This is a genomic window from Enterococcus sp. 7E2_DIV0204, from assembly GCF_002140855.1.
GTDB classification, from domain to species: Bacteria; Bacillota; Bacilli; order Lactobacillales; family Enterococcaceae; genus Enterococcus_L; species Enterococcus_L lemimoniae.
In genome coordinates, this window is record NZ_NGKY01000001.1 from 399,646 (window position 1) to 412,022 (window position 12,377).

12 protein-coding genes, 2 tRNA genes and 2 other annotated features are annotated in these 12,377 nt (G+C 36.0%); of the genes, 3 read left to right on the forward strand and 11 right to left on the reverse strand.

Annotated elements, in window-relative coordinates; genetic code table 11:
- Window positions 1–249: 249 nt before the first annotated feature.
- The 6 genes from A5819_RS01940 to A5819_RS01965 all read right to left on the reverse strand — a co-directional run bounded on the left by A5819_RS01940 (window position 250) and on the right by A5819_RS01965 (window position 5,927).
- Window positions 250–1,449 (reverse strand): amidohydrolase, encoded by a 1,200-nt coding sequence (locus A5819_RS01940; protein ID WP_086280474.1) that lies wholly within the window; start codon window positions 1,447–1,449, stop codon window positions 250–252.
- 15 nt (window positions 1,450–1,464) lie between these two features.
- The gene (locus tag A5819_RS01945; protein ID WP_086280471.1) at window positions 1,465–2,298 is read right to left on the reverse strand and encodes a MetQ/NlpA family ABC transporter substrate-binding protein; all 834 of its coding nucleotides are present in this window, start codon (window positions 2,296–2,298) and stop codon (window positions 1,465–1,467) included.
- Window positions 2,299–2,330: 32 nt separating this feature from the next.
- Window positions 2,331–3,011: a methionine ABC transporter permease gene (locus A5819_RS01950; RefSeq protein WP_086280468.1), complete on the reverse strand. Its 681-nt coding sequence runs from the start codon at window positions 3,009–3,011 to the stop codon at window positions 2,331–2,333.
- A gap of 27 nt (window positions 3,012–3,038) precedes the next feature.
- Window positions 3,039–4,109, reverse strand: a complete 1,071-nt coding sequence (locus A5819_RS01955) for a methionine ABC transporter ATP-binding protein (RefSeq protein WP_086280465.1) — start codon at window positions 4,107–4,109, stop codon at window positions 3,039–3,041.
- On the reverse strand, window positions 4,106–4,954 hold the full coding sequence (locus A5819_RS01960) for a MetQ/NlpA family ABC transporter substrate-binding protein (RefSeq protein ID WP_086280462.1): 849 nt from the start codon (window positions 4,952–4,954) through the stop codon (window positions 4,106–4,108). The genes A5819_RS01955 and A5819_RS01960 overlap by 4 nt, the downstream gene beginning before the upstream one ends.
- Window positions 4,955–5,022: 68 nt before the next feature.
- Window positions 5,023–5,274, reverse strand: a binding site (T-box leader).
- An 89-nt stretch (window positions 5,275–5,363) separates the two neighbouring features.
- Window positions 5,364–5,599 (reverse strand) — a binding site (T-box leader).
- A gap of 67 nt (window positions 5,600–5,666) precedes the next feature.
- A complete protein-coding gene (locus A5819_RS01965) occupies window positions 5,667–5,927 on the reverse strand; it encodes a zinc-ribbon domain-containing protein (protein ID WP_086280457.1) in 261 nt (86 codons plus the stop codon).
- Window positions 5,928–6,120: 193 nt separating this feature from the next.
- On the opposite strand from A5819_RS01965, the gene A5819_RS01970 reads away from it, so the two are divergent.
- Both A5819_RS01970 and A5819_RS01975 read left to right on the forward strand, forming a co-directional pair.
- Window positions 6,121–6,193: transfer RNA gene (locus tag A5819_RS01970), tRNA-Thr, on the forward strand.
- 90 nt (window positions 6,194–6,283) lie between these two features.
- The gene (locus A5819_RS01975; RefSeq protein ID WP_086280455.1) at window positions 6,284–6,778 is read left to right on the forward strand and encodes a GNAT family N-acetyltransferase; all 495 of its coding nucleotides are present in this window, start codon (window positions 6,284–6,286) and stop codon (window positions 6,776–6,778) included.
- A gap of 192 nt (window positions 6,779–6,970) precedes the next feature.
- Here the strand turns inward: A5819_RS01975 and rpoN are convergent, their stop codons facing one another.
- Complete coding sequence (gene rpoN, locus A5819_RS01980) at window positions 6,971–8,296, reverse strand: RNA polymerase factor sigma-54 (protein WP_086280452.1); 1,326 nt, start codon at window positions 8,294–8,296, stop codon at window positions 6,971–6,973.
- Window positions 8,297–8,355: 59 nt separating this feature from the next.
- On the opposite strand from rpoN, the gene A5819_RS01985 reads away from it, so the two are divergent.
- Window positions 8,356–8,427 (forward strand) — tRNA-Arg (locus tag A5819_RS01985).
- A 568-nt stretch (window positions 8,428–8,995) separates the two neighbouring features.
- Here A5819_RS01985 and A5819_RS01990 read toward each other — a convergent pair.
- The 4 genes from A5819_RS01990 to A5819_RS02005 all read right to left on the reverse strand — a co-directional run bounded on the left by A5819_RS01990 (window position 8,996) and on the right by A5819_RS02005 (window position 12,329).
- Window positions 8,996–9,973 (reverse strand): hypothetical protein, encoded by a 978-nt coding sequence (locus A5819_RS01990; protein WP_254907195.1) that lies wholly within the window; start codon window positions 9,971–9,973, stop codon window positions 8,996–8,998.
- Between the two features lie 128 nt (window positions 9,974–10,101).
- Window positions 10,102–10,392 (reverse strand): hypothetical protein, encoded by a 291-nt coding sequence (locus A5819_RS01995; protein WP_086280446.1) that lies wholly within the window; start codon window positions 10,390–10,392, stop codon window positions 10,102–10,104.
- A 169-nt stretch (window positions 10,393–10,561) separates the two neighbouring features.
- Entirely contained in the window at window positions 10,562–11,233 is a 672-nt protein-coding gene (locus A5819_RS02000) for an ABC transporter ATP-binding protein (RefSeq protein WP_086280442.1), read from the reverse strand.
- A 4-nt stretch (window positions 11,234–11,237) separates the two neighbouring features.
- A complete protein-coding gene (locus A5819_RS02005) occupies window positions 11,238–12,329 on the reverse strand; it encodes an ABC transporter permease (protein WP_086280438.1) in 1,092 nt (363 codons plus the stop codon).
- Window positions 12,330–12,377: the final 48 nt, after the last annotated feature.

Below are 12,377 nucleotides of genomic sequence, written 5' to 3' on the forward strand. Positions count from 1 at the left end.
GAAGCGTTCATTCTATTAGGCTCCACAACAATGCTTCATCACATTCATATGTTGGGAGCTGCTTCTTTTCACAAATTTATCTGAAAGAAAAAACATTCTTAATCACCTTTCTTTACAAAAATAGTTTACCATAATTGCTTTGAAAAGCAAGAATATTACTAAGTAAGTTCTTTTCTTTCAAGTAAAAATAAAAAAGCATACAGCTTGAAGTTCGCTATTAAACTTCAAGCCGTATGCTTTTATTCATGATTAATCAATCGAATTTAAATACGTCAATGCATAGCGAACATGAAATTCTGTTGCCAAAGCCAAGCCTGTTTCATCAATATCAAACTTTTCATGATGATGGCCATATTGCGTTGCTGGATTCTCTAAATTTCGTGTACCAACACGTCCATAAACACCGGGTGCTTTAAGTAAAAAGTCAGCAAAATCATCTGCGCCTAGACTCTTGGTATGATCTGTCACAACGTTTTCTTTGCCAACAATTTCAGCAGCGACTGCCTGTGCTAGTTCAGTTGCTGTATCATCATTGATCAAAGGACCTGCTGCATCATGAATATGGAATGAGGCAATTTTTGTGCGATGTGCTTCAGCAATTTGATTGGCGATTTCTTCGACACGCTGTAAGACAAAGGCCCGCGTTTCATGGCTGAATGCTCGCACCGTTCCTTCAATTCTCGCATGATTCGCAACAATATTATATCTCGTTCCAGCATCCAGTACACCAATTCCGACTACAACTGGATCTAATGGGCTAACTTCTCTTGCAGCGATTTTCTGTAACTCGACAACAATACTTGCAGCGGCCAAAACAGCATCTCGTCCCACATTTGGCTGCGCTACATGACTGCTGAGTCCTTCCACTTCAATTTTAAAAATATCACAAGAAGCATTTGTGGCACCTTTCGTTGCTACCAATTTCCCGACAGGAACGCTTGAATCTAAGTGGATCCCAAAAACCTGATCGATGTTCTCGACAAAGCCGCCATCGACAAACTGACAAGCCCCAGCTCCGATTTCCTCGGCAGGTTGAAAGGCTAATTGGATTGTACCAGCAAAATCTGCTTCATGGCTTTTCAACACTTTAGCTGCTCCCAATAACGCTGCAGCATGTCCGTCATGACCACAAGCATGATTTAATCCGGGATTTTTAGATTGATAGGCTTTGCCTGTGGCATCTTCTAATTCTAACGCATCAATATCCGCTCTTAAAATGATTGTCTTACCAGAACCTTTTTCTCCTTTTATCGTAGCCAATACACCAGTTTCACCGACTGCTTCAAAAGGAATAGTCAGCTTGTTTAGCTCTTCTTTGATTCGTTTGATTGTTTCAAATTCTTTCAAACTAGCTTCTGGATATTGATGAAAGTGACGTCTAAGTGCGATCACTTCATCAGCATTTTGTTGAATTTCTTCTTGAATCGATTGTTTTGTCACTGTCGTCATTGATTCGTCCTCCTCTTATTTTCTACCAAATGTTTCCCAAGCTGGGATACTTGATCCTTTTGATGTTTCTTCGATCACTTTTTTCGTTTCTTCTTGTTGATACGTGTCAACTACTTTATTGTACGTTTTATTGTCTTTGTCCGCTTCACGAGCAACAATGATATTGACATACGGTTTTGATGTTTCATCCACAGGCTCTAAGAAAATCGCATCTTTCGTTGGGACAAACCCAGCATCGACAGCCATTCCGCTATTGATCACAGAAGCATCAATATCTTGCAACGCTCTAGCTGTTTGAGAAGCATCTAATTCTGTGATTTTTAAGTTTAATTTGTTTTCAGTGACATCACTTACTGTCGGAGTTTGTTTCTTAGCAGGATCTACTTTGATCAACCCAGCACTTTGTAATAGCAATAATGCCCGTCCACCATTTGTAGCATCATTTGGAATTGCGATTTCAGCACCCGTTTTTAATTCTTTGACATCTTTAATTTTAGATGAATAAATCCCTAATGGTGCACTAACCGTATTTCCGATCGACACAAGATCTGTTTTGTGTTCTGCATTATAGTTATCCAAGAAAATTTGATGTTGGAACGAATTTAAGTCGATCTCTTTTTCGGCTAATGCCGCATTCGGTTGGGTATAATCAGAAAACTCTACAAGCTGTAAATCGATGCCTTCATCTTTTAGACGTTCTTTAACTGATTCTAAAACTTCATTGTTAGCACCCACTACGCCTAATTTAACCACTTCATTCTTGTCGCTTTTAGCACTTCCAGCAGAACATCCTGCTAATACAAACCCAATTGTTAACGCTAATCCGATAATTTTAATTGTCTTTTTCATTTAATTTTCCTCATTTCTCCTATTTGTTTTTTTTAATGTGATGTTCTCTTGATCAATGTATTACTGATAAACTGACTAGCAAAAACGAACACTAAGATGATCAGTGTTGCAACGATCGTAACATCTGTCTGAAAACGATTATAGCCTCTGGTGATTGCTAAGTTACCTAAGCCACCTGCACCAATTGCACCAGCCATTGCGGTCAAACCAATCAAATTGATGATTGTAACGGATGACACTCGAATGATACTTGGTAATCCTTCAATTAAATACACTCTAAAAATAATTCCTAAAGGACTAGTTCCCATTGATTCTGCTGCTTCAACAACACCTGGATCAACTTCTAATAACGCATTTTCAATCTGACGTGCAAAAAATGGAATCACTCCTATCACCAGTGGCACTAAAGCCGCCGTTGTCCCAATCGTTGTTCCTGTTAAAAAACGAGTGATCGGCTGAATCAATGCCAGCATGATGATAAAAGGGATGGATCTACAAACATTGATGATTTTTTCTAAAATATTATAAAGCACACTGTTTTTTAAAATCCCCTCAGGCCCTGTTGCTACTAACACAACCCCAAGTAATGTGCCTAAAATTCCTGCGATAATGGCTGTCCAAAAGACCATATATAATGTTTCGATCGTGCTATCAATAAATTCCTGTTTTAGTAATAGGACATTTGGAAAATACTGTTGTAAAAATTCCTGCATATAAGTCACTCCTTCTACTTTCTCACTTTAGATAACATGTAATGGGATAACATTTTCTTTTGATTCACTTGTTTTCAAGATTTTGATTTTTACCCCTTGTTGTTGTAAAAAGTCTATTGCTTTTTCTCGTTGTGTTTCTTCTCCCGAAAGAATCACGATCAAATTGCCAATTGGCACTTGCTGCAAGATTTCTACATTACCGTACAAAATATTCGTCACAACATGGTATTTGCTATACAGCTGTGCAATCAATGGTTCACTCGTTTGTTCCCCTACATAAGAAATTTCTACCAACACTTCATTCCCACCCAAATCAGTCAAACTAGGATGTTGAATAATCGTCTCCAAGGCTTGGTCAATATGTGTCGCTGTTCGGATAAAGTCCTTCGTCAAGGCTTCTTTTGGTTGGCTGAAAATCGAAACAATATCATTTTGTTCAATCACTTGTCCATCTTCCATCACAGCTACTTTGTTACAAATTTCTTTTACGACTTGCATTTCATGCGTGATCAAAACAATTGTTAAGCCGAGTTCTTTATTTAATTTCTTTAATAACTCTAAAATCTGAATCGTCGTTTTTGGATCTAATGCACTCGTTGCTTCATCGCACAATAAAATTTCTGGATCATTTGCTAAAGCTCTAGCAATCGCTACGCGCTGCTTCTGTCCACCAGATAACTGGCTAGGGTAGGCATCTTTTTTCTCTGAAAGACCTACTAGATCAAGCAAACGCTCGATTTTTTCTTTTCGCTGTTCTTTGGATAAACCAGAATACTTTAGTGAAAAATCAACATTAGCAAAAATCGTTCGCTCCTTCATCAGATTAAAGTGCTGGAAAATCATCCCGATTTTTTTACGTTGTGCTCTTAGTTCTTTCGGTGAAAAGCCTAAAATATTTTGATTGTTGATAATGACTTCACCCGATGTTGGTCGCTGCAGTAAGTTGATTACCCGCACCAAGGTACTTTTGCCAGCTCCTGAATAACCGACAATTCCGAATACATCTTCTTTTTCAATGGTTAAGGTGACATTTCTTACTGCATCGATTTGCTGTTTTTTTTGATAAAAAGTGACATCTATATTTTTTAATTCGATCATTTTTGTTCCTCCTGTAGTTCTTTTGGAATAAACCAATAATTCCCTTGATTATGTTCGTTCAAATATTTTTTAAACGCATCGGAATGATACGCTTTTATCACCGCTTGGGCCCAGTCGCTTTTTGAATTTTTTTCATCAATTGTTGCAACTAATTCGTATTCTTTTAACACATCTTCTGAGAGTAAACTATCTTTAGGATCTAGCTTGGCACTATAAACAATACTTCCTGGTATTACAGCAAAATCTAAATCTGCTAAACTTCGAGGTATTTGAGCGGATGACATTTGAATCAGTTCCAGATTTTTTGGATTGCTCACAATATCTTCTTTAGTCGCTTTAACTGGATCAACACCTGCTTTTAATTCGATCCAGCCAGCTTTTTGCAGTAGGTTAAACGCTCGTGCTGTATTTGAAGCATCATCTGGAATCCCGATTTTGTCTCCTGTTTTTATGTCATTTAATGTACGTTTCTTTCCTGGAAACAGCCCGGCCGGGACAGTAGGAATTGGTGTGATTCCCACTAAGTGTGTTCCTTTATTCTCGTTAAAATTGTTTAGATAAGCTGTGTGCTGATCTACATTTAAATCAATGGCCCCTTCTGTTAATGCTACGTCAGCTTGAATCAATTCTGTAAATTCAGTTTGTTCTATTTGATAGCCTTCCTTTTCTAGAATCGGTTTAACCGCTTCTAAGAATAATTCGCTATACGGACCAGGTGAGGTTCCAACTCGAACAATTGGTGCTGCTTTGTCTTGATCTGATGCTACCTTATCATTCTTACCACACGCTGCAATTCCAACAATCCCTGTTACGATCAACACTAGACTGATTAACTTTTTCTTCATCTTATCATCCCTCCATTATGGTTAGTTATAAAAAGAAAAAAGCATCCTCAAATGTATAAAACTATACATTTGAGGACGCTTTTGCGTGCTACCACCTCTATTTGATATCCACTCACATAGATATCCTCATCAAGTACAGCGATCCGTGATCACTTATACTCTAGTACTATAACGGGTACATCCGTCGCTGTCTTATGAATGATTCACTCGAAGCGCTGCTCAATGGCCATTTTCTAGATGTCGTTTACCGCTTGTTTTCAGCTACCCAAGCTCTCTGTTAGATATCGTTTCATCTGTACTTTCCATCTCATTGCTTTATTTATTTGATTTAGTTGTTTGAAGGATCAATACTTCCTTCGTCAGTCTTGTATTATTCAACATACAAAAAGCCCTCTACCAGCTTATGCTAGTAAAGGGCGAATAATCGCGGTACCACCTTTTTTTTAAAAGTAATCCTCATTACTTTTCTTAGACCAAGTCTTATAACTTGTCGCTTTGATAACGGGAGCTTTCCCGAAGCTGCTTACTTATCAACAGCTTGTCCTCATGAGGCCATCTTCAATTCTTATGCGCTTATCTCTTTTCACCAACCGAGACTCTCTTGTGAAGCACGTCCAAATTTACTCTTCTCTTCAACGGACTGTTATTCATTTGTTGTTACGTTGTATTCTACTGGAAAATAAATTCCATGTCAAATCTTTTTTTAATTTTTTTATTCGGTGATTGTTTCAGCAGTACTAACTAGGTATTGCGTCAAAACATCCTTAGATAACTCTTTACCATATCCGCAAATTGGACATAGTAGATAATGACTAGATGATGTTGTAAAAAGCGGAATCCAAAATAACGTGAATTTTCGTCCGATTTGTTTTCCTTGCATAACCACTTCGTTGTTACAATGGCTACAGTCACATTGAATCACCGTATCCCCTAAATCTTGTTCAAATCCTTTACTACCCCAAACAATAAACATATTTATCATCTCCCCTTTGTTTCAGTTTAGCAAGAATTGTTGACTAGTGTCAATAAAATTTTTACTAATAAAGGATAAAATCAACTAATAGTTATATAACAATTTATGAAACGATGTCAATCACTCTCACAAACGGAAATCTATTGACAAACCTTACTTTCTACGGTAATCTGTTATCTGTATTACTATTATTGCCGCCTTAGCTCAGCTGGTAGAGCACCACCATGGTAAGGTGGGGGTCGACGGTTCGAATCCGTCAGGTGGCTCTTAAAAAACTATACCTTTAGCTAATAAGGGATATAGTTTTTTTTATTTAAATTGATCAGCTACACTTTGTAGAAAACAGGTGAAAATAAATGCCCACTCATAAAAAATTAAATGTTGAATTCTATCAAAAAAATGACCAGCAGCTTTACTCTATTCTGACTCAAGATATCCGTGTCATGCGTTATATTACTGAAAAAACAGAACCAGAAAATGAAGCGATTGAGAACTTCAAAAAAATCTTAGCATATAATGCCAGCCATCATGATCAAACAGGCTACTATAAAATCTTTGATCAAGCTACTTATATCGGCTTTGGTAAATTGTCTTGGGATGGAGGAAATAAAATCGAGATCGGTTACATGATTTTACCTGAACACTGGGGAAAAGGTTATGCGACAAAAATAATAACTCATTTGTTAAACTTAGTAAGACAATCAGAGCAGCTATCGCAAGCTACTATTTACGCTATAATCGACCCTAAAAATGGTGCATCAAAACACCTTTTAGAAAAAAATCACTTTGTCTCTGTCTGGCAAGGAATCGAAGAAGGATTACCTTCTGAACACTTAATCTGGCAGCCTTGATCCATGCAAAAAAAGTGGGTGTGGGACAAAAGTAAAAAACACTTTTGTTTCACACCCTAAATACGGATAAACGGCGGGAGCAGAAGCAATCCCTTCGGAAATAAGCCGAAATTCACAAAAATTTGGAAAGCAATTTTCATGAATTCCTTCTTATTTCTCGGGATTAAACGCTTCTGTCCTAGCCTCACTTTTTTAATCATCATATCGTTTTCGTTTAGACGAAGCAGGAATACCTAAAGCTTCTCGGTATTTGGTAACCGTTCGGCGAGAAATTTCGATTTCTTGCTCTTTTAATAAATCTACTAGTTTTTGATCAGAGAGTGGTTTAGCTTTGTTTTCATTATCTACTAAAGATTGTAGTTGTTTTTTGATACTGCTAGTTGATGTTTCTTCTCCTGTACTATCATTTGACAGACCATGTGAGAAAAAAGAACGAAGCTCAAAAACGCCGAACTCTGTTTCTAAATATTTACCATTCACTGTACGACTAACTGTAGACTCATGAATCTCTAAAACTTCTGCAATTTCCTTTAATGTCATCGGTTTCAATGGACGATCTTCTTTAAAAAAGAACTCTTGCTGACGTTGGACGATCTCTGTACCCACTCTTAAAATCGTATCTCCACGTTGAACAATCGTTTTTGACAACCATTCAAATTCATTTTTCTTTTCCTTAATATACTCTTGCACTTCTTTATCGTCTGTCGCTTCCATCCGTTCAAAGTACGCTTGCTGAAATTGAAGTGTTGGCGTACCCGTTTTATTAGAAAGAACCGTTAATTGATTTTCTTTGATTCTTACGGTCAAATCTGGACGAATATATAAGCCTGATGTCGATTCAAAAATACTGCCCGGTGCGGGTGTTAAAGTCTGAATGTAATCGAAAATCGTTTGGATTTCTGATAATGCAACATCAAATTTTTTGGCAATCAGTCCCCATTTTCGATTCGCCAAATGATCAAATTCTTCTTCAATGACAATATAGGCTAGCTCTGGTGCTGTATCATCTCGCTCAACTTGTAACAATAGACACTCACGCAAATCTCTGGCACCAACACCCGCTGGATCCAACTGTTGGATCAGGGTTAAAGCATCAAGCATTTCAATTGCCGTTGCGCCTGTTTTTAAACTCGCCTCATCTAAGTCGATCATCAAGTACCCATTTAAATCAATATATTCAACTAAAAACAATACTAGCGTTCGTAAATAAGTATCACGATAATTCAAATGGATCTGATCGATCAAATATTCAAAAAGCGAAGTATGGTTATCAGGAATCTGATTCAAATAATTGTTTTCTTCATTTGTGTATGTGCGACTGCCCACACTCGAAAAATCACTATAATTTGTTTCTGTTTGAATATCGATCAATGGGTTTTCTAATGCTTTGGCCTCTATATATGCAAAAAGTTCCTCTGAATTGTATTGTAAAATCTGTATCGATTGCTGTAATTGTTGGGTCATTGCAAGTTTTTGGACTTGTTTTTGTTGTTGTGATAAATGTTGTTCAAATTTCATTTTTTTGGTCCTTCCCCTTGTAATTTATCAAATTATCAGCTAAACTAGTAAACGTGCTTGCGCCCTTAGTGTAGTGGATATCACGTAAGATTCCGGTTCTTGAGACGGGGGTTCGATTCCCTCAGGGCGCGTCATTTTACTTATTAATAAAGTGCTATATAAAGAATTATAGCATAATTTAAAATCAGATGTAGTCATAACTTATTTGATCATTAAGATATTTTCCACTCCAACATTACAATTTTTGTAATGTTTTTTTATTTAATTTAAGTTTTTTCACAATAAGAATGTATTTCCTAACAGTCAATATATTTTCTCATTTATCTATCGATTTACATTAAAACTTGATAAAAAAACATTGTTTTTTATGTTATTATAAGTTTTCGAAAATATTATAGTTAGGCAGTTGATAGTATTGAGTCAGCGTCACATGAGACTTTTGGTTCTTTCCATTTTTTTAGCGCTCACAGAATTTTTTCTCACTCGTTATTTTAACCAGCTCACAACGATTGATTATCCGCTTTTATTTTTAGTCATCACTTTTATTCAAGGAGGAATTTTTCTATATTACTTACTCTCATTCATTCTGCTATTATTTCTGACCCACAAATCTAAACCGTGATTATATATCTAATTTCTGCTAAAAAAGGAGAACGAACAAAACTGAAGATCCGCTTTGTTTCGCCTCCTTTTTCAACTTTATAAAACCATCGTCTCCAATTCAAAACGGATCTTGCTTTGGATTTTCTGAATTTTTTCGATTTCTGTGCGCTTTCCATCTATTTGAAATTTTTGAGCAATCGAATGGTTATATGAAATAATATAACTAATTGCCCATAATTTGGGATTTTCGATAATGTCATCTGCCAAAGGATATAATAAGGCAAAATGCAATCTGATTTCTTCTAAGACATCTACGAGCAAAATAAGATCATCATTGATCAACTCTTTTTCTAAAAATAATAAAATCCTTTGATATGCAGCAGAGTCCAACGGTCCGCCTATCGAGGCTGGAATAACGGTATATTTCTTATTATCTCTCCACAGAAATTCAATTTCTTCTTTAACATGGAGACTTACAAGTTCTTCAAGAATCCAAGACCGAACTAAATTATGTATTCGCCCATCCAATAAAATTTTTTTACCAATCGCAATAAATTCATCTTGAGGTAGTTGACCCGCTTTTTTGACTAACCCCAATTGTTCATAGTAGTTCTGTGTATTAAGATCTTCTAACTCTTCTTTTAATTCTTTGATTTTACTAACCTCAAAATTCCGATACATAAGCTCAACATGACGAATTTTTTTCTTCAAAGAAATCAATTTTCTCATTTCACCACTTTGTTCCATCAAAATTCGCTCATTGATAATGCTATGTGCTTGAATGAATAGGTGATTCTGAATTAAAATTTGAATATAGAGTTCTAGATAATCTAAGTAAGCAAAATATTTTTCTTTCATTTCTGATGCTAAAGATAATGCTTGCTCATTTTCACCTGTTTCTAAATACATATTTACCAATACCAAATTTAGTGGAAAGTCTTGCCAAATGGCATATGCCTGCTCATAATAGTATACTGCTTCGAGTAAATTATTTTCTTTGGCCGCTTCTTGTCCTAGCTCAATAAATCGTTCATAGTTCTTTGGAAATGGAATTTTATTTGTCAAAAGAAACACCACCTTCCTAATAATTATTTCTTATAACATAGTATTTATCTACATAAACTCTATTAACAAAAGAAATAGTGTGTATCGTTTAAAAAGGAAAAAATTTTCTTAACAAACCCTATTAAAACAACTGACTGTTAATATAAATTTCTGATGATGACAGCTGTTTCTGGTTGACCCTGAGCTTGCATTCGTTCTGCTTTTTCGCTCAAAGTATACCCAACATAAAAGTCTTTTGTCAGCTCATCTTGTACTTTAAATTCCATAATTTCTTCAACATGAAAAGCATTTGGTTCAACTTCTTGAACACTATCCCACCCAGTATCAATAAATACTTTGGTATCATCCTTAATTGCGCTATTTGCATCCAACTCTGCTACAAGTTGCCTCAATTGCGAAAACGTCATTACCTCTACTCGATTATCCATTGTACTGCCTCACTTTCTTCTGTATAGTTTTATTTTTTAGCCAACTGCATGTATTTCCACCCATTTACTTTTCTCCTCTATTATCATAACCTAAAATCATATTTTATAACACTTAAAATTAAGAAGAAGGAAAATAAACTTTTTTTGTTTATTTCCCTTCTTCTTTTTTTTACTCTTTTATCAAGTTGCCATCTTCAATACGGTAAACACTATCGCTCCACTCAATCATTCTTGGATCGTGTGTGACCATGATCGTTGCTTTTTGCTTTTCATGTGCTTCTTTTGCTAAAATTTTTACCACTTCATATGCGTGTTCTGTGTCTAAGCTAGCAGTTGGTTCATCCGCTAAAATCAAACTCGGTTCGTTAAACAATGCTCGAGCAATTGCTACTCGTTGACGTTCACCGCCCGAAAGATCTCTTGGAAATTTATTGATCAAATCAGCAATATCCAAAGAAGCTAATAAGTCATTGATGCGCTGAGTCTCTGTTTTTTTCTTTTCGATTTTATCGACTAGTGTAAATTGATTTCCTACAGTTAAAAATGGAATCAAATTAGATGCCTGTAAAATAAAGCCAATTTCTTCAAAACGTAATCGTGAGCGTTTCTTCTCACTCAGATGAGTAAAATCTTTTCCGTTAATCACGATCTTACCTGTTGTAGGTGACTGTAGTCCGCCTGCAATGGTTAAGAATGTACTTTTTCCAGAGCCAGAGGGACCAATAATACTGACAAATTCTCCAGCTTTAACACTTAAATTGATTCCTTTCAACGCTTCCACTTTTGCATGACCTTTTCCAAATGTTTTTCGAATATCATCCATTACTAAAATATCAGTCATTTTCTTAGCCTCCTATCGCTTTCATTGGATCGACATGTGTCACTGTCCGAATGGAGAAAACGCCGCCTAAGACCGCAACGATAATCAATACGATACTGTAAACGAGTAAGTTTGTACTATCCAATTCAAACGGCATAGCAGATGGTAAGACAAGGTTTGTCAATAACGTCAAGATGACACCGATCAAAACGCCAATCACACCTAAAATAAAGGTTTGAGCAATGATTGATTTAATAATATAACCATTTGAAATTCCTTGTGCTTTCATAACACCAAATAAACTCGTTTTTTGCAAGGTCATTACATAGATAAAGATACCAATAATCGCAGCGGTGATGACAAATAAGAAATAGATCATCGCATTGAGTGTCAGGTTCTGTTCGCTGTATCCAGGTAGTTTTTGAATAAATTCTTCAATACCGTATTTTACCAAATGATCATCAGTTGTTTCTAGTTTGATCTTATTTGTTGGCGTTTTACGAACAACGATGCCATTGATTGGTGCTTGAGCACCTTCGATGATTTTACTAAATTTAAGCTCTTGCCATTGATCAAGGGATGTATAAATTAACGGAACAATACTGAAACTATTTTGTTTCGTAATCCCAACCACCTTCAACTCTTTATCAAGTTTTCCGATTTTTACAGCATCGCCCAGTTTGATTCCTTTATCCACTAAATTTTGTGGAATAATAATTTCTCCAGCATTTTCAAAGTAACGCCCTTCAACCAATTTAGGTTTGATTGAACTATTCTCAGCTACGCCAAAAAGAGAAATATTGATTTTGTCGGCTTCTTTGTTTTTACCAACCTTGTTTAACGCTCCAGCATATTGTCCAAGCGGTTCTACATTTTGAGCCTTTACGTGTGTTAAATCATCCATTACTAAACTTGATGCGTTCAAGCTTTTGTTAGCATCGCCAGATAGAATAATACTTGTTGCCTCCCACTGATCTACGCCTTGACGAACCCCTTGGGCAAGTCCATTAGCTAACCCCGACAACATAAATGCAACATAAGCAACTAACACAATGACACCAACCACTAACGTATACCTAAGCTTAAAATACTTCATTTCTTCTAAACCTAAAAACATTGATTCCACCTCTTTTTTATCAATCGATAAAAAAACAGCTAAAAAAAT